Here is a 22,585-nt window from a genome sequence, read left to right on the forward strand (position 1 = left end):
TAACGTTCAGCACATGTCAGAGTCCGCGAAGAACTCCCGTACGACCACGACTCGTGCGGCCACGACGCGTGCGAGCGGCGCGGCCACCCAGCGCCTCAAGGTGCGCCGCGAGTTGGCCGCCGCAGCGATGGAGCTTTTCGCGACAAAGGGATACGAGGCCACGACGGTCGACGAGATCGCGGCAACGGCCGGCGTCGCACGCCGCACCTTCTTCCGGCACTTCCGCTCCAAGGAAGAGGCCATCTTCCCCGACCACGACGACACCCTCGTACGCGCCCAGGCCGTGCTGGAGGCCGCGCCGCCGCACGAGAACCCGCTGGACACCGTCTGCCGGGGCATCAAGGAAGTCATGAAAATGTACGCCTCGTCGCCCAAGGGCAGCGTCGAGCGCTACAAGCTGACCCGGGAGGTTCCCGCGCTGCGCGAGCGGGAGATCGCCTCCGTCGCCCGCTACGAGCGGCTGTTCACCCGCTATCTGCTGGGGCACTTCGACGAGGAGGCGCACCGCGACGGCGTCAGCGGCTATGACGAGCCGCTGCTCGCCGAGGTGGCGGCCTCCGCCGTGGTCACGGCGCACAACCATGTGCTGCGCCGGTGGCTGCGCTCGGGCGGCGTCGGGGATGTCGAGTCCCAGCTCGATCACGCGTTCGCGATCGTGCGGCGCACCTTCGGCACGGGCTTCGGCGCGAACCGCCCGGTGACGGAACAGTCCGTCGCGGTCGAGCGCCAGGAGGAGGTCCTGGTGACGGTCGCGCGGACGGACGCCCCGCTCGGGGAGATCATGGCGACGATCGAGCGGGCGCTGGCCCGCTGACCGCCTCGGGCCGGTGCCGACGCCGGCCGACGCAGACCGAATCGGCCGGGCGCCGAAGCGGCCGTTTCGGGGCGCCGGGCTCGCTGACCGTTCCGGGGCGCCGGGCCGCTGATCCGGGCACCGGACCGCCGCCCCTTTCCGGACGCCGCCCAGTCGGCCGGATCCTTCGCGTCCGCGGCGTTCCCCCCTCCCACGGCGGGGCAGCCTCTTCCCGTGGCTGGGCTGTTCCGGGCGGGGTGAGGCTCTCGCGGGCGGGGCGGGCCCCTTCGGGGGATTCGGGTGCGCCGGGTGAGTCGGGTGAATTGCGGGCCCGCCCACGCCGCGTTCCGGGCCACGAGCCCGCTGAACGGGAACCATGACGCCCTACAGCGACGTGGAGGTGCGGCAGTGGCGGCTGGGCCAGAATCCCGCGGAACGAAGGGCCTCCGGCCCTGGTTGCGGACCAAGTCCATCGAGGAGTCCATCCGCGACACCGACGATCCGGAGCGGGGCCTGCGCAGGTCGCTCTCCGCGCTCGACCTGACCGTCTTCGGCGTCGGCGTCGTCATCGGCACCGGCATCTTCGTACTGACCGGGCAGATCGCCAAGACCATGGCCGGGCCCTCGGTGGCGATCTCCTTCGCCGTGGCGGGCGCGGTGTGCGCGCTGGCCGCGCTGTGCTACGCCGAGTTCGCCTCCACCGTGCCGGTGGCCGGCTCCGCCTACACCTTCGCCTATGCCTCGCTGGGTGAGCTGCCCGCCTGGATCATCGGCTGGGACCTGGTGCTGGAGCTGGCGCTGGGGTGCGCGGTGGTCGCGGTCGGCTGGTCCGGCTATGTCCGCTCACTGCTCGACAACGCCGGATGGCACCTGCCGCAGTGGCTCTCCGGCACCACCCCCGAGACCGGTTTCGGCTTCGATCTGCTGGCTTGTGTGCTGGTGCTGGCGCTGACGGCGATCCTGGTGCTCGGCATGAAACTGTCGGCCCGTGTCACCACCGTCATCGTCGCGATCAAGGTCGGGGTGGTGCTGGTGGTCATCATCGCGGGAGCCTTCTTCGTCACGGCCGACAACTACCGGCCGTTCATCCCACCGGCCAAGGGGAGCGCGACGGGCGGCGGGGGGCTCACCGCACCGCTGATCCAGCTGATGTCCGGCTACGCGCCGACCGCGTTCGGGGTGATGGGCATCTTCACCGCGGCGGCCGTCGTCTTCTTCGCCTTCATCGGCTTCGATGTCGTCGCCACGGCGGCCGAGGAGACCCGGCGCCCCCAGCGCGACATGCCGCGCGGCATCCTCAGCTCCCTGGTCATCTGCACCGTGCTGTACGTGGCCGTCTCGATCGTGGTCACGGGCATGCGCAAGTACACGAAGCTGACCGTCCAGGCGCCCCTGGCCGACGCGTTCAAGGCGGTCGGCCAGCCCTTCTGGGCGGGGCTGATCAGCTTCGGCGCGGCGATCGGCCTCACCACGGTGTGCATGATCCTGCTGTTGGGGCAATCCCGCGTCTTCTTCGCGATGAGCCGCGACGGGCTGCTCCCCCGGTTCTTCTCCCGCGTCCACCCCCACTTCCAGACGCCGTACCGCTCCACGATCCTGCTGGGCGTCCTGGTCGCCATCGTCGCGGGCTTCACCAGCATCGCCGAGCTGGCCGAGCTGGTGAACATCGGCACCCTCTTCGCGTTCGTCGTCGTCGCACTGGGCGTGATCATCCTGCGGCGCACCCGCCCGGACCTGCCCAGGGCGTTCCGCACGCCTCTCGTACCGGCACTGCCCATCGCCTCGGTGCTGGCCTCCTTGTGGCTGATGCTCAATCTGCCGACCGAGACATGGCTGCGCTTCGCCGGCTGGATGGTGCTCGGCGGCATCATCTACGCCCTCTACGGGCGGCGGCACAGCACGATGCACGAGCGCGCCCCGGAGCGGACGGGCGGCGAGTAGCCCCGGGTGATCCCGGCCGGACGGTGGCCGAGCCGGGGCCGGGAACGGGAACCCGCGGGTTCGGGGTGCGGGGTCTGCTGGGGTCGGCGGCTGCCTGCTGTCCGGTTCCGTCAGTCGGGCTGCTTCTCCATATGCGCGAGGACACGGTTCGAGATCCGGGCGAGCGCGTCGAGTTCTTCAGGGGTGAGTGCGTCGATGAACAGCCGGCGGACCTGCTCGACGTGCACGGGCGCGGCCTCCTCGATCGCCTGGTGGCCGGCCGCGGTGGCGACGATGAACGCTCCGCGCCCGTCGTCGGGACAGTCTTCCTTGGTCACCAGTCCGCGCTTCGTCATCCGCCCGACCTGGTGGGACATGCGGCTCTTCTCCCACTCCACCAGCTTCGCCAGGTCCATGAAACGCATCCGCCCGCCGCCGGTTTCGGTGAGTTTGGCCAACACGATGTAGTCGGAGGCGGACATGCCGGAGTCGGCCTGGACCCGGCGGGAGAGCCGTCCGATGAGCTTCTCCTGCATGTGGATGAAGCTGTCCCAGGCGGCCTGCTGCTCCGTGGTCAGCCAGCGGGGCGTTGCGTTCATGGTGGGAGCGTATCGGCGCGGCTCGGACGGGTGTCCGCCCACCCGGCACGTACGCGGCAAGTACCCGGCACGTGCCCGGAAGTCGCCTCCCTGGGCAGCTAGTTGACGTGTCAATCACTTACGCCTAGTTTAGTTGTCGCATCAACTACGCGAGGCGGGGCCGTCGGGCAGGCAGCCCGCATCGCGCGCGCTACAGGCATCGAGCCTTCGGCGTGCCGCCTGACACCCCCGCACATGAAGCTCCAGAAGGGGAATCCCATGAGCACCAAGAACAAGGCCGGACTCGACGCACTGCTGACACCCGAGGAGAGCGTGGTCGTACTGATCGACCACCAGCCGTTCCAGTTCGCCAATCTGAACAGCCACGAACCGACGATGGTCGTGAACAACGCCGTTGGACTCGCCAAGACCGCCAAGGTGTTCGACGTGCCGACCATCCTGACGACCGTGCTGGAGGAGCGCGGCGGCTACCTCATCCAGGGGCTGCGGGACGTGTTCCCGGAGCAGAAGCCGATCAACAGGACCTTCATCAACACCTGGCAGGACGAGCGCGTCGTGGATGCCGTCAAGGCGACCGGGCGCAAGAAGCTGATCATGGCCGGCCTCTGGACGGAGATCTGTCTGGCGATGCCGGCCATACAGGCAGTGGGCGAGGGCTTCGAGGTCTTCGCTGTCACCGACGCCTCGGGCAGCGGCTCGAAGGAGGGGCACGACATGGCCGTGCGGCGCATGGTCCAGGCGGGCGTGGTTCCGATCACCTGGCTGGCCGTGCTGGGCGAGTGGCAGCGCGACTGGGCCCGGGAGAAGACCGTGCCGGGCGCCACCGAAGTCCAGGCGCAGCACGGTGGCGCCTCCGGCGTGGCCTACGCCTGGGAGACGCAGCTCCTCGCCGGGCGCGCCGGAAGCGCCGCCTGACATAGTCGCGAAACCCGCTGGGACATCGCGATCGGCAGCGGGCGGTGGTCGCGGGGACCGAAGCGGGCACGTCGCTCCCCACCACCGAAGACTCGGATGCCGATCCGCCCGGCGCACATTCGGTCCGCGGCGAAGAGCTGTTCGTCGCGGCCGAGTGGGCGGCGGTCACCCTCAACGTCTTCGACCGCATCTCGATTCCGAGCCGGCATCCGGTGCCTCCCCGCGATGCGGAAGGGAAGATTGTTCCATGACCAACCTGGAGACCCGCCCTCATCCGGAAGTCCTTGATCACGGTCAGCCGTGCACGGCGGTGGAGATCCTTACGCCGCGCCTGGTGCCGCTCGGCGGCGTGCGGGCGACGACGGTGCACCGGACGCTCCCGCAGCGGCGGAGGTCGCTGGTGGGGTCGTGGTGCTTTCTGGATCACTTCGGTCCCGATGACGTCTCGGTGACCGGTGGGATGCGGGTGCCGCGGCATCCGCACACCGGGCTCGCGACGGTGTCCTGGCTGTTCGCCGGGCGCGTCGAGCATCTCGACTCCGGCGGCAACGCGGCCTCGGGGGTGGCGGGAGAGCTCAACTTGATGATCGCGGGCCGTGGCATCACTCATCAGGAGATCAGCGACCCCGGGTCGAGCACTCTGCACGGCGTGCAGCTCTGGTACGCGCTGCCGGAGGAGACGCGTTTCGGCGAGAACGCGTTCGTGCACTACACCCCGGAGCCGGTGGCGCTTCCCGGCGTCACGGCCCGCGTGTTCATCGGCGAGCTGCTCGGCTCGGTCTCCCCGGTCGAGACGCGGACACCTGACCTGCTCGGTGCTGAACTCGTACTCGAACCCGGCTCCTCGGCCCGGCTCACCGTGCGGGCCGACTTCGAGCACGCGGTCCTCGCCGAGACGGGCGAGGTCACGGTGGACTCGGCCGTCGTGGACCATCGATCACTCGCCTACATCCCTCCCGGATCCGAGACGTTGGTCATCACCGCGGGCGATATGGAAGCCCGCGTCCTCCTGCTGGGCGGTGTCCCGTTGGGGGAGCAGATCGTGATGTGGTGGAACTTCATCGGACGCAGCCACGACGAGATCGCCGAGTACCGGCGCCGCTATCAGGCCGAGCTCGGTTTCGAACCCGCCGATCCGGCCGACGCCGACAAGCCTGCTCTGTTCGGCGAGTTCCCGGCCGGTCAACTGCCGCCGTTGCCGGCACCGCCCTTGCCGAACTCCAGGATGCGCCCGCGCGCGTAGCCCCTCGGGCAGGGGCCGCACAGCAGACGGTGTGCACGGCAGACGGTGGAACTCGATCACTGAGTGGCACCGGATGACTGAGGTCGGGTCGGGGTGTTGCCGCTGGTCAGGGGCTCCGCTTGAGGAAGGCCGGTCGACTGTCGCCCAACCGTGCGAGGGAGAGGCGGAGTTGGCCGACGCCGCCTTGGCCGTCACGCACAGCGAGGGCCACGCTGCGCGCGGGCCGGCCGGCCGCCGTGGGCCCGGGTGAGTTCTCCGGCGTGGAGCTGCCGTGGGGGCGGAAGCACCCCGCGTGGGAACGGGCGCCCTGCTCCCCTTTCTCCTTCAGCGCGCCGCGCGGGTGCGCCCTTGCCGACCTGATCGATCATCGCTCATATGAGAGCGGTGCAATACATGTGAGAAATAGCGGCACCCGGTGTCTTGTCTCCTGGCACTGGGTGTCATACCTTGGCAGCAGTCCGGGCCCCTGTCCCCGTGGTTCACGCCACGCTCTCCCGGACCGCTTGGCGTCACAAGCGACCCGGCGCACACCCGCGCCCGCACCACCTCGCCGAACCGACGGCACTGCCTTCACACCGACGACTCCCCCGGGGCACCTCCCGGCCGTAAGCCGGGGGAGTCCTCCCTCAATCCGCGCTTCGCCGGAGGCATTCCGTGAACCAGATACTCGACGCGATCCTCGTGTCCGACACTCCGCCGGAGGACTTCGCCGCCCTCCCCCTGCCCGACTCGTACCGCGCCATGACCGTCCACAAGGACGATGCGGAGATGTTCGAGGGGCTGGAGACCCGGGAGAAGGATCCGCGCAAGTCGCTGCACCTCGACGAGGTGCCGGTGCCCGAACTCGGGCCGGGCGAGGCCCTGGTGGCCGTCATGGCCTCCTCGGTGAACTACAACTCCGTGTGGACCTCGATCTTCGAGCCGCTGCCCACCTTCGGCTTCCTGGAGCGCTACGGCCGCCTCTCGCCGCTGGCCAAGCGGCACGACCTGCCGTATCACATCATCGGCTCGGACCTGTCGGGCGTCGTACTGCGCACCGGAGCCGGCGTCAACTCCTGGAAGCCGGGCGACGAGGTCGTCGCACACTGCCTGTCCGTCGAACTGGAGTCTGCCGACGGGCACAGCGACACGATGCTCGACCCGGAGCAGCGGATCTGGGGCTTCGAGACCAACTTCGGCGGACTGGCGGAGATCGCGCTGGTCAAGTCCAACCAGCTGATGCCCAAACCCGGCCACCTCACCTGGGAGGAGGCCGCCTCCCCCGGGCTGGTCAACTCCACCGCCTACCGGCAGCTCGTCTCGCGCAACGGCGCCGGCATGAAACAGGGCGACAACGTGCTCATCTGGGGCGCCAGCGGCGGACTGGGCTCGTACGCCACACAGTTCGCGCTCGCCGGGGGCGCCAATCCGATCTGTGTGGTCTCCAGCGACGACAAGGCCGCGATCTGCCGCAGGATGGGCGCCGAGGCGATCATCGACCGCAAGGCGGAGGGCTACCGCTTCTGGAAGGACGAGCACCATCAGGACCCGAAGGAGTGGAAGCGCTTCGGCAAGCACATCCGCGAACTGACCGGCGGCGAGGACGTGGACATCGTCTTCGAGCACCCCGGGCGGGAGACCTTCGGCGCCAGCGTCTACGTCACCCGCAAGGGCGGCACCATCGTCACCTGCGCCTCCACCTCGGGCTACGAGCACAGCTACGACAACCGCTACCTGTGGATGTCGCTCAAGCGGATCGTCGGTTCGCACTTCGCCAACTACCGCGAGGCGTGGGAGGCCAACCGGCTCATCGCCAAGGGCCGGATCCATCCGACGCTGTCGAAGACGTACCACCTGGCAGAGACCGGCCAGGCCGCCCACGATGTGCACCGCAACCTCCACCAGGGCAAGGTCGGCGTCCTCGCACTGGCCCCCGAGGAAGGACTGGGGGTCCGCGACACGGAGATGCGGGCCCGGCACCTCGGCGCCATCAATTTGTTCCGTGATGCCGAAGGCGAGCGGACCGGCAAGCACAGCCGTGATGCCGAAGGCGAGCGGACCGGCAAGCACAGCCGTGATGCCGAAGGCGAGCGGACCGGCAAGCACAGCCGGAGCGCCTGATGGCGCCCGTCTCAAGTACCGCTGGGGCTCCCGGCACGGGAGCGGCGCAGAACGGCAGAGACCGTCCCTGGCTGATGCGGACGTACGCCGGGCATTCGACCGCGGAGGCGTCCAACGAGCTGTACCGCCGCAATCTCGCCAAGGGGCAGACGGGGCTGTCGATCGCCTTCGATCTGCCCACCCAGACCGGGTACGACCCTGATCATGTGCTGGCGCGCGGCGAGGTGGGCCGGGTCGGGGTGCCGGTCTCCCATCTCGGCGACATGCGCAGGCTCTTCGAGGGCATCCCGCTGGAGCAGATGAACACTTCGATGACGATCAACGCCACGGCCATGTGGCTGCTGGCGCTGTACCAGGTCGTCGCGGAGGAGCAGGGGGCCGACATCTCCCGGCTCCAGGGGACGACGCAGAACGACATCGTCAAGGAGTACCTCTCGCGGGGGACGCACGTCTTCCCGCCGGTGCCGAGTCTCCGGCTGACTACCGACATGATCGCGTACACGGTCGCCCACCTGCCGCGGTGGAATCCGGTCAACATCTGTAGCTACCACCTCCAGGAGGCGGGGGCGACTCCCGTTCAGGAGATCTCGTACGCGATGGCCACGGCCGTCGCCGTGCTGGATGCCGTTCGAGACGGCGGGCAGGTGCCGGCCGAGGAGTTCGGGCGGGTGGTGGCGCGGATCTCCTTCTTCGTGAACGCCGGGGTCCGCTTCGTCGAGGAGATGTGCAAGATGCGGGCCTTCACCCGTGTCTGGGAGCGGATCACCACGGAGCGCTACGGCATCACCGACCCCGAACAGCGCAGGTTCCGCTACGGCGTACAGGTCAACTCGCTGGGGCTGACGGAGGCGCAGCCGGAGAACAACGTCCAGCGCATCGTGCTGGAGATGCTGGCCGTCACCCTCTCCAAGGACGCGCGGGCCCGCGCCGTGCAACTGCCCGCGTGGAACGAGGCGCTGGGCCTGCCCCGGCCCTGGGACCAGCAGTGGTCGCTGCGTATCCAGCAGGTCCTGGCACACGAGAGCGATCTGCTGGAGTACGAGGACCTCTTCGACGGGTCGCCCGTGGTCGAGGCGAAGGTGGCGGCGCTGGCCGAGGAGAGCTGGGCGGAGATCGGGCGCATAGAGGAGATGGGCGGGGTGATGGCGGCCGTCGAGTCCGGCTATCTCAAGTCCCGGCTGGTCTCCTCGCACGCCGAGCGGCGTGCCCGTATCGAGTCGGGCGAGGAGCGCATTGTCGGCGTCAACTGCTATGAGACGACCGAGCCCAGCCCGCTGACCGCCGATCTGGACACCGCGGTCATGACGGTGGACGCGGCGGGCGAGGCGGCCACCGTCGAGGAGGTGCGGCGCTGGCGCGAGACCCGCGATGAGCCGTTCTGGCGCTCGGGTGCCCGGGATCCGGCGCTGTACCCCAGCGCCGCGCAGGCGCTGCGCCAGCTGAAGGAGGCCGCGGCCACGGACGCCAACTTGATGGCGGCGACCATCGAGTGTGCCCGCGCCGGGGTCACGACCGGGGAGTGGGCGGGCGCTCTGCGGGAGGTCTTCGGCGAGTTCCGCGCCCCCACGGGGGTGAGCGGCGCCCCGGTCGCGGCAGGTGCCGAGGAGGGCTCGGCACTGGCCGGGGTACGGCGCGGCGTGGAGCGCACGGCCGCCGAGCTGGGTGTGGGCAAGCTGCGGCTGCTGGTGGGCAAGCCCGGACTGGACGGCCACAGCAACGGCGCCGAGCAGATCGCCGTACGGGCCCGCGACGCCGGATTCGAGGTGGTCTACCAGGGCATCAGGCTCACCCCCGAGGAGATCGTGGCGGCTGCCGTCGCCGAGGACGTGCACTGTGTGGGCCTGTCCATCCTGTCCGGTTCGCACGCCGAGTTGGTGCCGGACGTGCTGGAGAGGATGCGCGGGGCGGGCGCGGGTGACGTGCCCGTGATAGTGGGCGGCATCATCCCGTCGGCGGACGCGCGGGCGCTGCGCGAGGCGGGCGTCGCCGCGGTCTTCACCCCGAAGGACTTCGGGATCACGGACATCATCGGCCGTATCGTCGGCGAGATCCGTACAGCGAACACGCTGGATACACCAGACAAGCTGGACCAGCACGACCGGCCCGTCCAGCGCGACCCCCAGGAGGTCACTCAATGAGCACCGCGAGCACCGTGGGCACAGCGGGCAGCGTCGACCGGCAGCGCCCCTCACGGCCCCGCCGCTCCTGCCTCGCCGTGCCGGGCAGCAACCCGCGCTTCCTGGAGAAGGCCCAGGGCCTCCCCGCCGACCAGGTCTTCCTCGATCTGGAGGACGCGTGCGCGCCGCTGGCCAAGCCGGAGGCGCGGCACACCATCGTGAAGTTCCTCAACGAGGGCGAGTGGGGCGGCAAGACGCGGGTCGTGCGGGTCAACGACTGGACGACCGAGTGGACCTACCGCGATGTGGTCACCGTCGTGGAGGGGGCCGGGCAGAACCTGGACTGCGTGATGCTGCCGAAGGTGCAGGACGCGCAGCAGGTGCAGGCGCTGGACATGCTGCTGACGCAGATCGAGAAGACGATGGGCTTCGAGGTCGGGCGGATCGGCATCGAGGCGCAGATCGAGAACGCGAGGGGGCTGGTGAACGTGGACGCGATCGCGGGCGCCTCGCCGCGCGTGGAAACGATCATTTTCGGCCCCGCCGACTTCATGGCCTCCATCAACATGAAGACCCTGGTCGTGGGCGAGCAGCCGCCCGGCTATCCGGCCGACGCCTACCACTACATCCTGATGCGGATCCTCATGGCGGCCCGCTCGCACGATCTCCAGGCGATCGACGGCCCCTATCTCCAGATCAAGAACGTGGACGGCTATCGCGAAGTCGCCCGGCGCGCCGCCGCACTCGGATTCGACGGCAAATGGGTGCTGCACCCGGGCCAGGTAGAGGCGTCGAACGAGGTCTTCTCGCCCTCCCAGGAGGACTACGACCACGCCGAGCTGATTTTGGACGCGTACGACTACTGCACCTCGGAGGCGGGCGGCAAAAAGGGTTCCGCGATGCTCGGCGACGAGATGATCGACGAGGCCAGCCGCAAGATGGCGCTGGTCATCTCCGGCAAGGGCCGCGCCGCGGGAATGCGGCGCACTTCCGCCTTCGTCCCCCCGGAGGACTGAGCATGCAATTCGGCCGTACCTATGAGGAATTCACCGTCGGGGACACCTACAAGCACTGGCCCGGCAAAACGGTCACCGAGTACGACGACCACCTCTTCTGCCTGCTCACGATGAACCATCATCCGCTGCACCTGGACAGCAACTACGCGGAGTCCACGACGGACTTCGGCAAGAACGTAGTGGTGGGCAACTACGTCTACTCGCTGCTGCTGGGCATGTCCGTGCCGGATGTCTCGGGGAAGGCCCTGGCCAATCTGGAGATCGAATCGCTTCGGCATGTCGCCCCCACCTTCCACGGCGACACGCTCTACGGCGAGACGACGGTGCTGGGGAAGATCGCGTCGAAGTCGAAGAACGACCGCGGGGTCGTGCGTGTCGAGACCAAGGGCTACAAGCAGGACGGCACGCTCGTGTGTGTCTTCCGGCGCAAGGTGATGGTGCCGACGCGGACGTACATCGAGGAACGCGGCGGGGAGCAGCCGGGCCGTCCGGAACCGGCCGGTCCGCCGTCGAAGGGGGGCGAGTGAGATGGGGCGCCTGGCGCGGACCGAGGGGCTGACGGAGATCCAGCGGGAAATACTCGCGACCGTGCGCGGCTTTGTGGACAAGGAGATCCTCCCGGTCGCCACGGAGCTGGAGCACAAGGATGAGTATCCGACGGAGATCGTGGAGGGCCTGAAGGAGTTGGGGATCTTCGGCCTGATGATCCCCGAGGAGTACGGCGGGCTCGGAGAGTCACTCCTCACCTACGCGTTGTGCGTCGAGGAGATCGCCCGGGGCTGGATGAGCGTGTCGGGCATCATCAACACGCACTTCATCGTGGCGTACCTGCTCAAGCAGCACGGCACACCCGAGCAGAAGGACCATTTCCTGCCGAGGATGGCGGCCGGTGAGATCCGCGGAGCCTTCTCCATGTCGGAGCCGGGACTGGGCTCGGACGTCTCGGCCATCACCTCCAAGGGGGTGCCCGCCGGGGACGGTTCCGGGGATTTCCTGCTGACCGGCCAGAAGATGTGGCTGACCAATGGAGGCACCTCCACACTGGTAGCGGTGTTGTGCCGCACCGAGGAGGGGCACCCCGAAGGGGCGCCCCCGCACAAGTCGATGACGACATTCCTGGTGGAGAAGGCTCCCGGTTTCGGCGCGGTCCGCCCCGGCCTCACCATTCCCGGGAAGATCGACAAGATGGGCTACAAGGGTGTTGATACCACCGAGCTGATCATGGATGGCCTGCGCATTCCGGCCGATCGCGTACTCGGCGGCACGACCGGCCACGGTTTTTACCAGATGATGGACGGCGTCGAAGTCGGCCGGGTGAATGTCGCCGCGCGTGGCTGTGGCGTCGCCCAGCGTGCGTTTGAACTCGGTATCGACTACGCACAGCAACGGCACACCTTCGGAAAGCCGATCGCCGGCCATCAGGCCATTCAGTTCAAGCTGGCGGAGATGGCGACAAAAGTCGAGGCGGCACACGCGCTGATGGTCGGGGCCGCCCGCAAGAAGGACTCCGGCCAACGCAACGACCTGGAGGCCGGAATGGCGAAATATCTCGCCTCCGAGTACTGCAAAGAGGTCGTGGAGGACTCGTTCCGCATCCACGGCGGGTACGGTTTCAGCAAGGAATACGAGATCGAGCGGCTCTACCGGGAGGCGCCGATGCTCCTCATCGGCGAAGGAACCGCCGAGATCCAGAAGATGATCGTGGGCCGGCGGCTCCTGGAGGAGTACCGCAACCAGGGCTGAATGTCCTTTTCGGGGTGTTTTCTTGAAGATCAAGATCACACCCCGACCTGGGACTTCAGCCACTGACTGGCCCTCTGGCTTGCCCAGTTGCCGTCAGAAACCGATAGCATCCCGGGAAAGCCGCCGTCCCCCTGTTACCTACGCGGCTCCCTCCGCTACGAAGGTCATTCATGCCCCACAGCCCATCCACTGCACCCAGCGACTCCCCCGCGGGCGGCTCCGGCCCCAGCGGGTCCGGCATGTCCGGCGCACCCGGTGCGACAGGTGTGCCCCGCGTACGTCTGGCGCGCGGAGCGTCCCCATGGCTTCTGCCGACCGTGGCGACGGCGGCCCTCAGCCTGGCCCGCTCCCGCAGGTCCGGACGTGCCGCGCTGGTCGCCGTGCCCGCCACGGCGCTCGCCGCGGGCATGCTGTGGTTCTTCCGGGACCCGGAGCGGGAAATCGGCCAGGGCCGGGTGATCGCGCCGGCCGACGGTGTGGTGCAGAGCATCATGCCGTGGAAGGACGGCCGCACCCGCGTCGCCATCTTCATGAGCCCGCTGAACGTGCACGTCAACCGCGCCCCGCTGGCCGGGACGGTGACCTCCGTCGAGCACATCCCCGGCGGCTACGTTCCCGCGTTCAACAAGGAGAGCGAGAACAACGAGCGCGTCGTGTGGCACTTCGACACCGAGCTGGGCGACATCGAGATGGTCCAGATCGCCGGTGCCGTCGCGCGGCGTATCGTTCCTTATGTGCCCAGTGGCGCCAAGGTGGAGCAGGGCGAGCGCATCGGGCTGATCAGATTCGGCTCCCGGGTGGATGTATACCTCCCGCAGGGAGTCGAGACGGCCGTGGAGGTCGGCCAGGCCACGACAGCGGGGGTGACTCGCCTTGACCGTGATTGATCCCGATACCCAGGCGGCGTGGGCGCCCGGCGCCGATGCCGCACGCGACGAGCGCGACGGCCACGACGGCCGCGGTGCCCATGACGACCGGCTCAATGTGCTGGAGGACGACGCGGCCGAGGAGATGCCGCTGTCCACCCGCCTCTCAATAGCGGACACGCTGACGCTGGGCAACGCCACGTGCGGCTTCATGGCGGTGTACTTCACCACCACCGGCGTCCTCATCCCGCACCTGACCGGCAGCGAGGACGGCGGCATGACGCGGCACAGCGCCGCCACGGCCGTCGTGCTGATGCTGATGGCCTCCGTCTTCGACCTGTTCGACGGCCTGGTCGCTCGCAAGCTGCGCAGCTCGGCCATGGGTGCCGAGCTGGACAACCTCTCCGACCTGATCAGCTTCGGGCTGGCGCCCGCGTACTTCGTGGTCGTGTGGGGGATGGTCGCCAACGACGCGCACCAGCGGGTCTCGGTGGTGGCCGCGGTCGTGGTGCTGCTGGCGGTGGTGCTGCGGCTTGCGCGGTTCTCCTGCACGACCGTGCGGGACGGAGTCTTCCAGGGCATGCCGGGACCCTTCGGTGCCCTGACGGTCGTCTCCATCGTGCTGCTCGGGCTGCCGTTCGTGCCGACCACCCTCGCGATCCTCGGTGTCGCCTGGCTGATGGTGAGCCGGGTGGAATACCCCAAGCCGCGCGGACGACTGGCCGTCGCGATGCTCGGCTGGATCGTGCTCAGCATGGGGCTGCTGGCGGCCTGGGCGTTCGGCGGGCCCGGCGGTGAGCTGCTGCTGCAGACCGGGTGCGCGCTCCAGGTCGTGCTCGGCGCGGTGATTCCGCTGTTCGCGACGTTCCGCCGCGTCAATTCCTTCCGCGACAGCCGGCGGGAGGCGCGGGCCGCAGCCCAGAGCTGAGTCCCTTGCGGGGCCCGGGGGGCACTCCGGGGTGCCACTTCGGGCAGGTCGCGGCTGCGGGTGCGTGTAGCTGAGCGCGCCGTTCCTCGTGCCTCTTCGGGGCCCGGTCTTCGGACCGGGCCCTTTTGCTGTCCCGCGCCCCCTTTGGGGCCGGCCCGGAAAAAGTGTTATCGGAGGGCGTCGCGTGCCGTCTCCTGGGTGTACGGCAACTCATCCGCCACCACCCCCACCAGGAGTTCCCCCATGCCGCACTCCCCCAAGGCCAAGCACCGGCTCTCGCGTCGCGATGTTCTCCGGCTCGGTGGCGGGCTCGCGGCGGCCCGTGCCGCTGTCGGCGGGGCCGCCGCCGCGTTCGGCAGCGGCACCACCGCCGGGGCCGCGCCCGGAAAGGGGCGGGTGGCCAAGGCGGCCTTCGCCCATCCCGGCATGCTGCACGCCGCCGACGACCTCCGGCGGGCCAAGGACGGTGTCGCGGCGGGCAAGGAGACGTGGCAGGCCGGCTGGCGCAGACTCACCGCCAACCCGCACTCCGCGAGCACCTGGACCGCCCGGCCGACGGCGGAGGTCGTACGCGGCGGCACCGGCCAGAACTACCGGACCCTCTACAACGACATCCACGCCGCCTACCAGAACGCGCTCCGCTACCGCGTAGGCGGCACCAAGGAGCACGGCGACGCCGCCCGCGACATCCTCAACGCCTGGCCGGGCACGCTCAAGACGGTGCCGGCAACGCGGACCGCTTCCTGGCGGGCGGCATCTACGGCTGGCAGTTCGCGAACGCCGCCGAGCTGATGCGCGACTGCGAGGGGCTTCGACCTGGCCCGGCTCCAGACGATGATGACCTCGGTCTTCCAGCCGCTCGACGAGGACTCCTCACCCGCCACAACGGCGCCCACATCGAGAACCACTGGGTCAACCGGGACCTGTGCAACGCCGCCTCGCTCATGGCCATCGGGATCCTCACCGACGACCGGGCGCTGTTCGACCGGTCCGTGACCTACGCGAAGGAGGGCGCGGGCAACGGTTCGATCCCGCACGCCGTTCCCTTCCTCCACGAGGGTGGCCTCGCGCAGTGGCAGGAGAGCGGCCGGGACCAGGGCCGCACCATGACGGGCGTGGGCCGGCTCGGCGCGGTCTGCGAGATGGCCTGGAGCCAGGGCGGCGACCTCTACGGCTTCGACGACAGCCGCTTCCTCAAGGCCGCGGAGTACGTCGCCAAGTACAACCTGGGCCACAGCGTCCCGTTCACCGCCTACACCTGGCACCAGGGACAGCCCCCGGGCAAGGCGATGACGCGGACCGTCATCTCCGATGTCGCGCGCGGCCAGCTCCGCCCCGTCTGGGAGATGCTGCACCACCACTACGCGGACCGCCGGGGCCTCGGGGCCGTCCTTCACGGGCTCGCCCCCCGCACCGTCCCGGGCCGCCGCGTCACCGTCGCCGAAGAAGCCCGCGCTCGCGCGCCGCGTACGGCAGCGTCGTGGACGCGGCCGACCGGGCGCCGGACCCGGGGCTGCGGCCCGGCGCGCTGCCACGGCGCGCCGGCCGGGGCCTGACCAGCAGCGGGGGCGCCATGGCCGTGCTGACCCACCGGGGGGAGTCGGTGTCGCTGCGCGGTGCCGGCTATGTGCGGGTGCGCTGGCAGATCCTCCCGGACCAGCGCCCGGGAAGCCTGGTCATGCCCAGTTGGACGCGGCTGCGCGGCAAGCTCTTCCATGTCGCCTCGGGCGGCGGGCGGCGCATGGACGACCGTCAGCCCGGCGCGGGCGACCGGACGTGGATGGGCTCGCCCTCCGGCGCGCTCACCCACCTCCCGCGCGGCGCGCAGCAGATGTGGCAGAACGAGTTCTTCTGGCTGGACGGGGGCGTCACGCCGCACCTCAACGAGCGGGGCGCCGACTACGACCTCATCGTCGAGCCGGTCGGGCCAGGGGACATCCGTGACGACCTGGCGGCCGGTCCCGATCCCGCGCGGGGCATCGTGCGCTACGGCTTGGTCCGCGACACGGGCGACGACCGGACGCCCGTCCCCCAGTACGCCACGCGCGCGGTCCCGGACGACCCGGCGACGGTCCCGCAGCGCTCCCGGCTCCGCTGAGGCCCATCCGGCGGATCTTGCTGTTGCCCTCTTTCCCGGTGCTGACTTTCCCTGTGCTGACTTTCCCGGTGCTGAGCAGGGGCCGCCCCAGCTGTGGAGAGTGCGGGCACGTACGCGCCGGCGGCTCCCCCACCCCCGGCGCGGCGGAGCCGCATAGGAACAGCCCCGCGCCGCTTCGGGGCGCCTCTTCGCCGGGCACGGATGATCCGCCGGACACCGCGCAGGTCCTGCTGTCAGATGTCCGTCTGCTGTGCGCGTCTGCCGCCCGCGGGAGGACCCGTGCGGGCGGGGCCGGGGGGCCGGGGCCGCTCCCGCCCCGCCCGGACCCTCCGGGCAGGTCAGAGATTCTCCTCGGCGAGGCGCGCGGCCAGTTGTTCCAGCAGGGGGCCGGCCTCGGCGAGGCAGCGGGCGACATCGGGCTCGATGTCCGTCAGCGCGTAGGCGTGGTCGATGCCCGCGCCCTTGAGTTCCTTCTTGCCGATGGCGAGCCGTCCGCAGACCGCCAGCACCGGCTTCCCGGCCTGCCGCGCGACCGCCGCGACGCCCGCGGGGGCCTTGCCGTGCAGGGTCTGCCCGTCCAGGGATCCCTCACCGGTGATGACGAGCGTGGCCCGGTCGATCGCCTCGGCCACGCCCAGCTCCGCCATGAGGACCTCGATGCCGGGGCGGAAGCGGGCCCGCAGACCCACGAGCGCGGCGAAGCCGACGCCACCGGCGGCGCCCGCGCCGGGTGCGGCGGCGCTCTCCACCTCGCCGAGGACCTCGGCGTAGTGGGTGAGCGCGGCATCCAGCAGGGCCACGTCCTCCTCGCCCGCGCCCTTTTGCGGGCCGTAGACGGCCGCGGCGCCCTTGGGGCCCGTCAGGGGGCTGTCGACGTCGCTTGCCAGGATGACCTCGACGTCCTTCAGGCGCGGGTCGAGGCCCGACAGGTCGGCGGAGACCAGCTCGCGCAGGCCGCCGCCGCCCCACGGGACGGAGTCGCCGTCCCGGTCGAGCAGTCGGGCACCCAGCGCGTCGAGCATGCCGGCGCCGCCGTCGGTGGTGGCCGAGCCGCCGACGCCGAGGATGACTGTGCGCGCGCCCGCGTCCACGGCGGCCAGCAGCAGTTCGCCCGCGCCGTAGGTGGTCGCGGTCAGCGGGACGAAGACGCCGGGGGGCAGGTGCTGAAGGCCGGAGGATTCGGCCATCTCCACGACGGCGGTGTCCCCGCGCAGCGCGAAGGCCGCCGTGACGGAGGCGCCGAGGGGGCCGGTGACCTCGGCCTCGTGCCGTTCGAAGCCGCAGGCGACGGCTGCCGCCACGGTGCCGTCTCCCCCGTCCGCGACGGGCAGGGACTCGGTCTCCGTCTCCGGGCGTGCCGCGTGGATTCCGGCGGTGACGCGTGCGGCGACCTCGACGGCCGTCAGCGATCCCTTGAACTTGTCCGCGGCGATCAGCACGCGCGCCGGTGTGGTCCGCGCCGTCGTAGTCATGGTTCTGCCCCTGGGGTCTGTCTTGCGTTCGAACAGGCAGTCGCGCCGGTGGCGACCCTATCTGCCCGCGGGCTCGCTCGACCATGGGCAGGGGGCAGGCGACCGTGACCTGACGGTTCTGACGCGCGGCGCCGGATCCGTCAGGGCCGTCACGTCTGTTGGGGCCGTCACGTCTGTTGGGGCTGTCAGGGCTGTCAGGGCTGTCAGGGCGCGATCCGGTCCGCGCGGCGCAGGCGGCGCCAGACCGCGCGGGCCGCGTGGTGGCCGGCCATGCCGTGGACGCCGGGTCCGGGCGGCGCGGCCGAGGAGCACAGGAACACGGAGGGGTGCGCCGTCGCGTAGGGGACGCGCTTGAGCTTGGGCCGGATGAGCAGGCGCAGCCCGGCCGCGGAGCCGCAGGCGATGTCGCCGCCGACGTAGTTGGCGTTGCGGGCGGCCAGTTGAGGCGGCCCCGCCGTGGCGCGGGCGAGGACGCGGTCGCGGAAGCCGGGCGCGAACCGTTCGATCTGACGCTCGATCGCCTCGGTCGCGTCGCCCTCCCAGTTGTTCGGCACATGCCCGTACGCCCAGAAGACGTGCTTGCCCTCCGGGGCTCTGGTGGGATCGACGAGGGAGGGCTGCGAGGTGATGAGGAACGGCTTCTCAGGGGCGCGCCCGCGCACGACGGCGTCGTACATCGCGGTGTTGATGTCGTCCAGGGTGGGCCCGACGTGGACGGTTCCGGCGCGCGCGGCCTCGTGCGAGGTCCAGGGAACGGGGCCGTCCAGCGCATAGTCGATCTTGAAGACGCTCGCGCCGTAGCGGACGTTGTCGTACGCGCTCCCAAGACCGGCGATCCGGGCGAGGGCCAGGGGTGAGGTGTCGAAGATGTAGGCGCGCGCGGGCGGGAGTTCGTCCAGGCGCTTGACCTCGGTACGGGTGTGGATCGTGCCGCCCAGAGCGCGCAGATATCCGGCCAGCGCGTCGGAGATGGCCTGGGAGCCGCCGCGCGGGACGGGCCAGCCGTTGGCGTGCGCCGCGAGGGCGAAGACGAGTGCGGGCGCCGTCATGAACAAGTTGCCCAGCGGGGCGATGACATGGCCCGCGAGGCCGGCGAACAGGGCTCGGGCCTTCTCGTCGCGGAAGCGCGCCCTGGTCCACGTCGCCGGCTGGAGCCCGGTCAGGCCGAAGCGGACGAGCTGGACCGGGTCGTAGGGGAAGCGCCCGTCGAGGGCCGAGCCGTAGCCGAGGAAGTCGGCGGCGAGGGTGTCCCAGTGGCCGGTGAAGGGCCCGACCATCCGCCGGTAGGCGCCCGCGTCACGGGGTCCGAGGGAGGCCGCTGTCTCGCCGACGGAGTGGGCCAGTACGGCGGCCGTACCGTCGGGGAACGGATGGGCCATGGCGAGTTCGGGGTGCAGCCACTCCAGGCCGTGGTCCGCCAGCGGCATGTCCCGGAAGGCGGGCGAGCCCGCGCCCGTGGGATGGACGGCGGAGCAGGGGTCGTGCCGGAAGCCCGGCAGGGTCAGCTCCTCGGTACGGGCGCCGCCACCGACCGATTCCCGGGCCTCGAACAGCTCGACCTCGAAGCCGCGGCGGGCCAGTTCGACGGCGGCGGTCAGGCCGTTGGGCCCGGCTCCGACCACGACAGCGTCCCGGATCGATGGCACTTTCGGCTCCCCTCGCCGGCCCCTGCTCACTGGGGGCTCGTGTCGCTTCCGTCACGCAGAAGCCCCACCATACGCCGGGCCACCCCGGCATCGCGTGCGGCGGTGAAGGGCAGTGCGTTGCCGCCCGCGAGGCGGAAGGGCACCCCCTCGACGGTGCCGCTCGCGCCGCCCGCCTCGGCGACCATCAGCAGCCCGGCGGCGTGGTCCCAGGCGGCTTCCCAGGAGTAGGCGACCGCGTCGAGATCCCCCGCCGCGACGGCCAGGTACTCCAGGCCCGCCGAACCGGTGGGGCGCGGCGCGACGCCCTCGGTGCGCAGCCGGCGCAGGGCCCGCTCCTGGTCCTCGTCGGTGAAGTCGGGGTGGGAGACGGCGACCCGGAGGGGGGCGCCCGGCTCGGGGGAACCGGCGTGCAGGGGCGCGCCGTTGAGCAGCGCGCCGCGTCCGCGCCGGGCCACGGCGGTGCGGCCGAGCGCGGGCGCGTGGATCCACGCGCCGTAGGTCTCCCCGTGCCGGGCGAGCGCGACCATGGTGCAGAACCCCTCCTCGCCCGCCACGAACTGCCGGGTGCCGTCGATGGGGTCGATGATCCAGACGGGTGCCTCCTGGGCCAGCGCCTCGTAGGAGGCCGGGTGCGCGTGCACGCCCTCCTCCCCGACGACGGCCGAGCCGGGCAGCAACGCGGCCAGCGCGTCGGCGAGTTGGCGCTCGGCCCGCTGGTCGGCGACGGTGACCAGGTCGTGGCTGCCGGTCTTGGTGGTCACCTCGTCCTCGGCCAGCTGCCGCCAGCGGGGCATCACCTCGTCCTCGACGGCGGCACGGACCGCCCTGACCACCGCCTCGGTCAGCTCGTCCGTCAGCGCGTCCGCGAATTCGTTTTCGATCATGTGTCCATGGAAGCACGGAAGGGGAGGGAATGTCGGTCTCCGGCGGGGCGGCGGGATGCTCTCCGACGGGGCGGCAGCGGTTTGCGCCGGGGCGGCGGGATCCGGCTTACGCTGAGGTCATGGGTGCACCGGAGAACGCGCCGCCGGGGAGCGTGCCGCCACGGGGCGCGCCGCTGGTGGCCGTCTTGAGCGGGGCGGGGATCTCCACCGATTCGGGTATCCCCGACTACCGGGGCCCGCAAGGGCTGTGGCGGCGGGATCCGGAGGCGGAGAAGCTCGTCACCTACGACTGCTACATGTCCGATCCCGGCATCAGGCGCCGCTCGTGGCGGATGCGCGGCGAGAGCCCGGTGTGGCGCGCGCGGCCGAACGTCGCGCACGCCGCCGTCGCGCGACTGGAGCGCAGCGGGGTGCCGGTACGCGTCATCACCCAGAACGTGGACGGCCTGCACCAGGCCGCCGGGCTGCCGGACCGCAAGGTCCTGGAGCTGCACGGCAACTCCCGCACCGTCGTGTGCACCGCCTGCGGAGCGCGCTCGACGATGGAGCGCGCGCTGGAGCGGGTGGCGGCGGGCGAGGAGGACCCGGCGTGCGAGGAGTGCGGCGGCATCCTCAAGTCCGCGACGGTGATGTTCGGCCAGCGGCTCGACCCCGACGTGCTGGCCGAGGCCGTTGCCGTCGCCAAGGCGTGCGAGGTCTTCGTCGCCGTGGGTACGAGCCTCCAGGTGCGGCCCGCCGCCTCGCTGGCGGGCCTCGCGGCGGAGAGCGGCGCCCGGCTCGTCATCGTCAACGCGGAGCCCACCCCTTACGATCCGCTCGCCGACGAGGTGCTGCGCGAGCCCATCGGCGAGGCCCTGCCGAAGCTGCTGGCGCGACTGGCCCCCTCCGGCGCGGAGGGCTGAGCGCGATGACGGAGGCGGGGGAACGCGCGGACGCGGAGACCTGGGCTCAGGCGGAGGCGGAGGCGCCTTCCCCTTCCGCCGAGGACGTGCGCAGGCTCGTCAACCGGCTGCTCGCCGCCTCCCCCGGGGAAGAGCGGCGTATCGAACCGGTGGACGAAGGGGGCGAACACGCGACATGGCGGGTGGGCAGCCGCTATGTGCTGCGACTGGCGCCCGGCGGCGCGGCCTCCGCCCGAGGGCGCCGCGAGGTCGCGCTGCGCGCCGCCCTCGCCGCGAAACTGCCGGTGCCGGTGCCGCACAGCGCGGCCAGTGGCGAGTGGGAGGGGGACGCGGACCTCACCTATACGCTCGACCTCGCGCTGCCCGGCGACTCCGCCGAGCGGCGACCGGTGGCGGCAGCGGGCGAACGGGACCTGGCCGCACTGCTGTCGGGGCTCGCGCACTTCCCCCTACGGGAGGCGACGGCACTCGGCGTGCCCCGCGCCGCGCCCCGCCACATCGCGGAGCTGTGGAGGGAGACGCGGCGCAGGCATGACGCACGGGAGCCCGGCGCACGGGAGCCCGACGGACCGGAGTACAGCGGACCGGAATACGGCACCCAGGCATACGGCGGACCCGGATACGCGGCGGGGCTCGCCGCTCTGCGACGGCTGGAGACCCGCTGTCCGGCCACCCCGGCCGCGCGGGTACCCACAGCGCTGGTGCACTACGACCTCAAGGGCGAGCACCTGCTCCTGGCCCCGGACGGCCGGGTGAGCGGGGTGCTGGACTGGACGGACGCGGTGCTCGGCGATCCCGCCGAGGACATCGCGGGCCTGGCCCTGTCGATCGGCGCGCCCGCCGCGCTCCGGGTGGCGCGGAGCGCCGGCTACGGGACGGCGATGTGTGCGCGAGCGCTCCAACTGGTGCGCTGCGACACGCGGATCCGGCTCGCTGACCGGCTCAGCGGCAGGGACGACAGCCCACTGCCGCTGCTGCGCGCCCAGCGGGCACGGGCCTGGGAAGCGACCCCGCTGGACGGGCCGGCGCCGGACATTCCCCAGTGACCTGAGTCAGAGATTCGCCGACAGTAAGCGGCGACCTTGTCGAGGATCTCTGGCTCGGATCACTAGCGCGGCAGGAGGCGTCGGCGCGGGATGAGGCGTCGCGGCCGGGGGTGCGCAGCGCCCTGGTCCGCGCGCCGGTCGCACCCCGCACCCCTTCACCTCGCACCCCGCACCCCGCACCCCGCTCATCCGCCGTGCGGTCACGGCCACTTCGGAGGCGTTCCGTCAGCGGACGGCCTCGCGTCGGCGCAAAAGCGAGAACGTGCCGTCCGGATCCCGCCAGCGGCGGCTGCCGGA

The 22,585-nt window shown here is 71.0% G+C and carries 19 protein-coding genes and 1 pseudogene; 16 read left to right on the forward strand and 4 right to left on the reverse strand.

What is annotated here, in order from left to right; genetic code table 11:
- Positions 1–13: 13 nt before the first annotated feature.
- Together ABD339_RS23105 and ABD339_RS23110 are read left to right on the forward strand one after the other, a co-directional pair.
- The gene (locus tag ABD339_RS23105; protein WP_344568338.1) at positions 14–814 is read left to right on the forward strand and encodes a TetR family transcriptional regulator; all 801 of its coding nucleotides are present in this window, start codon (positions 14–16) and stop codon (positions 812–814) included.
- 435 nt (positions 815–1,249) lie between these two features.
- Positions 1,250–2,734, forward strand: coding sequence for an amino acid permease (locus tag ABD339_RS23110; RefSeq protein ID WP_344568339.1), 1,485 nt, complete (start codon positions 1,250–1,252; stop codon positions 2,732–2,734).
- 110 nt (positions 2,735–2,844) lie between these two features.
- Here the strand turns inward: ABD339_RS23110 and ABD339_RS23115 are convergent, their stop codons facing one another.
- Positions 2,845–3,312: a MarR family winged helix-turn-helix transcriptional regulator gene (locus tag ABD339_RS23115; protein ID WP_344568340.1), complete on the reverse strand. Its 468-nt coding sequence runs from the start codon at positions 3,310–3,312 to the stop codon at positions 2,845–2,847.
- A gap of 258 nt (positions 3,313–3,570) precedes the next feature.
- On the opposite strand from ABD339_RS23115, the gene ABD339_RS23120 reads away from it, so the two are divergent.
- The 12 genes and pseudogenes from ABD339_RS23120 to ABD339_RS23180 all read left to right on the forward strand — a co-directional run bounded on the left by ABD339_RS23120 (position 3,571) and on the right by ABD339_RS23180 (position 16,338).
- Positions 3,571–4,227, forward strand: coding sequence for a hydrolase (locus ABD339_RS23120; protein WP_344568341.1), 657 nt, complete (start codon positions 3,571–3,573; stop codon positions 4,225–4,227).
- Positions 4,228–4,271: 44 nt separating this feature from the next.
- Positions 4,272–4,478, forward strand: a complete 207-nt coding sequence (locus ABD339_RS23125) for a hypothetical protein (protein WP_344568342.1) — start codon at positions 4,272–4,274, stop codon at positions 4,476–4,478.
- Positions 4,475–5,470, forward strand: coding sequence for a pirin family protein (locus tag ABD339_RS23130; RefSeq protein WP_344568343.1), 996 nt, complete (start codon positions 4,475–4,477; stop codon positions 5,468–5,470). Before ABD339_RS23125 ends, ABD339_RS23130 begins: the two co-directional genes overlap by 4 nt.
- 654 nt (positions 5,471–6,124) lie before the next feature.
- On the forward strand, positions 6,125–7,570 hold the full coding sequence (gene ccrA, locus ABD339_RS23135; protein ID WP_344568344.1) for a crotonyl-CoA carboxylase/reductase: 1,446 nt from the start codon (positions 6,125–6,127) through the stop codon (positions 7,568–7,570).
- Positions 7,570–9,708, forward strand: coding sequence for a protein meaA (locus ABD339_RS23140; RefSeq protein ID WP_344568345.1), 2,139 nt, complete (start codon positions 7,570–7,572; stop codon positions 9,706–9,708). The genes ccrA and ABD339_RS23140 overlap by 1 nt, the downstream gene beginning before the upstream one ends.
- On the forward strand, positions 9,705–10,703 hold the full coding sequence (locus ABD339_RS23145) for an HpcH/HpaI aldolase/citrate lyase family protein (RefSeq protein ID WP_344568346.1): 999 nt from the start codon (positions 9,705–9,707) through the stop codon (positions 10,701–10,703). The genes ABD339_RS23140 and ABD339_RS23145 overlap by 4 nt, the downstream gene beginning before the upstream one ends.
- Positions 10,704–10,705: 2 nt before the next feature.
- The gene (locus tag ABD339_RS23150; RefSeq protein WP_344568347.1) at positions 10,706–11,230 is read left to right on the forward strand and encodes a MaoC family dehydratase; all 525 of its coding nucleotides are present in this window, start codon (positions 10,706–10,708) and stop codon (positions 11,228–11,230) included.
- 1 nt (position 11,231) lies between these two features.
- Complete coding sequence (locus tag ABD339_RS23155) at positions 11,232–12,446, forward strand: acyl-CoA dehydrogenase family protein (protein WP_344568348.1); 1,215 nt, start codon at positions 11,232–11,234, stop codon at positions 12,444–12,446.
- Positions 12,447–12,616: 170 nt separating this feature from the next.
- On the forward strand, positions 12,617–13,333 hold the full coding sequence (locus ABD339_RS23160; RefSeq protein WP_425576068.1) for a phosphatidylserine decarboxylase: 717 nt from the start codon (positions 12,617–12,619) through the stop codon (positions 13,331–13,333).
- The gene (gene pssA, locus ABD339_RS23165; protein ID WP_344568350.1) at positions 13,320–14,240 is read left to right on the forward strand and encodes a CDP-diacylglycerol--serine O-phosphatidyltransferase; all 921 of its coding nucleotides are present in this window, start codon (positions 13,320–13,322) and stop codon (positions 14,238–14,240) included. Before ABD339_RS23160 ends, pssA begins: the two co-directional genes overlap by 14 nt.
- A gap of 243 nt (positions 14,241–14,483) precedes the next feature.
- Positions 14,484–15,622, forward strand: a pseudogene (locus ABD339_RS33875) (alginate lyase family protein); the annotation flags it as partial.
- 98 nt (positions 15,623–15,720) lie between these two features.
- On the forward strand, positions 15,721–16,338 hold the full coding sequence (locus tag ABD339_RS23180; RefSeq protein WP_425576069.1) for a hypothetical protein: 618 nt from the start codon (positions 15,721–15,723) through the stop codon (positions 16,336–16,338).
- Between the two features lie 338 nt (positions 16,339–16,676).
- On the opposite strand, the gene ABD339_RS23185 is transcribed toward ABD339_RS23180, so the two are convergent.
- From ABD339_RS23185 to ABD339_RS23195, 3 genes are all read right to left on the reverse strand, one after another.
- Entirely contained in the window at positions 16,677–17,810 is a 1,134-nt protein-coding gene (locus tag ABD339_RS23185; protein ID WP_344568354.1) for a glycerate kinase, read from the reverse strand.
- Between the two features lie 203 nt (positions 17,811–18,013).
- A complete protein-coding gene (locus tag ABD339_RS23190) occupies positions 18,014–19,456 on the reverse strand; it encodes a phytoene desaturase family protein (protein ID WP_344568355.1) in 1,443 nt (480 codons plus the stop codon).
- Between the two features lie 26 nt (positions 19,457–19,482).
- Positions 19,483–20,340, reverse strand: coding sequence for an inositol monophosphatase family protein (locus ABD339_RS23195; RefSeq protein WP_344568356.1), 858 nt, complete (start codon positions 20,338–20,340; stop codon positions 19,483–19,485).
- Between the two features lie 119 nt (positions 20,341–20,459).
- Here ABD339_RS23195 and ABD339_RS23200 point away from each other — a divergent pair, with 119 nt between their 5' ends.
- Both ABD339_RS23200 and ABD339_RS23205 read left to right on the forward strand, forming a co-directional pair.
- On the forward strand, positions 20,460–21,242 hold the full coding sequence (locus tag ABD339_RS23200; RefSeq protein ID WP_344568357.1) for an SIR2 family NAD-dependent protein deacylase: 783 nt from the start codon (positions 20,460–20,462) through the stop codon (positions 21,240–21,242).
- 5 nt (positions 21,243–21,247) lie between these two features.
- On the forward strand, positions 21,248–22,288 hold the full coding sequence (locus ABD339_RS23205; protein ID WP_344568358.1) for an aminoglycoside phosphotransferase family protein: 1,041 nt from the start codon (positions 21,248–21,250) through the stop codon (positions 22,286–22,288).
- Positions 22,289–22,585: the final 297 nt, after the last annotated feature.

This window comes from Streptomyces axinellae (assembly GCF_039532135.1).
In the GTDB taxonomy this organism is placed as follows: Bacteria; Actinomycetota; Actinomycetes; order Streptomycetales; family Streptomycetaceae; genus Streptomyces; species Streptomyces axinellae.

Coding starts and splice junctions, on each gene's coding strand:
- ABD339_RS23105 (WP_344568338.1), top strand. CDS start 14: ATGTCAGAGTCCGCGAAGAACTCCCGTACGACCACGACTCGTGCGGCC.
- ABD339_RS23115 (WP_344568340.1), bottom strand. CDS start 3,312: ATGAACGCAACGCCCCGCTGGCTGACCACGGAGCAGCAGGCCGCCTGG.
- ABD339_RS23120 (WP_344568341.1), top strand. CDS start 3,571: ATGAGCACCAAGAACAAGGCCGGACTCGACGCACTGCTGACACCCGAG.
- ABD339_RS23130 (WP_344568343.1), top strand. CDS start 4,475: ATGACCAACCTGGAGACCCGCCCTCATCCGGAAGTCCTTGATCACGGT.
- ABD339_RS23140 (WP_344568345.1), top strand. CDS start 7,570: ATGGCGCCCGTCTCAAGTACCGCTGGGGCTCCCGGCACGGGAGCGGCG.
- ABD339_RS23145 (WP_344568346.1), top strand. CDS start 9,705: ATGAGCACCGCGAGCACCGTGGGCACAGCGGGCAGCGTCGACCGGCAG.
- ABD339_RS23150 (WP_344568347.1), top strand. CDS start 10,706: ATGCAATTCGGCCGTACCTATGAGGAATTCACCGTCGGGGACACCTAC.
- ABD339_RS23155 (WP_344568348.1), top strand. CDS start 11,232: ATGGGGCGCCTGGCGCGGACCGAGGGGCTGACGGAGATCCAGCGGGAA.
- ABD339_RS23160 (WP_425576068.1), top strand. CDS start 12,617: ATGCCCCACAGCCCATCCACTGCACCCAGCGACTCCCCCGCGGGCGGC.
- ABD339_RS23185 (WP_344568354.1), bottom strand. CDS start 17,810: ATGACTACGACGGCGCGGACCACACCGGCGCGCGTGCTGATCGCCGCG.
- ABD339_RS23195 (WP_344568356.1), bottom strand. CDS start 20,340: ATGATCGAAAACGAATTCGCGGACGCGCTGACGGACGAGCTGACCGAG.
- ABD339_RS23200 (WP_344568357.1), top strand. CDS start 20,460: ATGGGTGCACCGGAGAACGCGCCGCCGGGGAGCGTGCCGCCACGGGGC.
- ABD339_RS23205 (WP_344568358.1), top strand. CDS start 21,248: ATGACGGAGGCGGGGGAACGCGCGGACGCGGAGACCTGGGCTCAGGCG.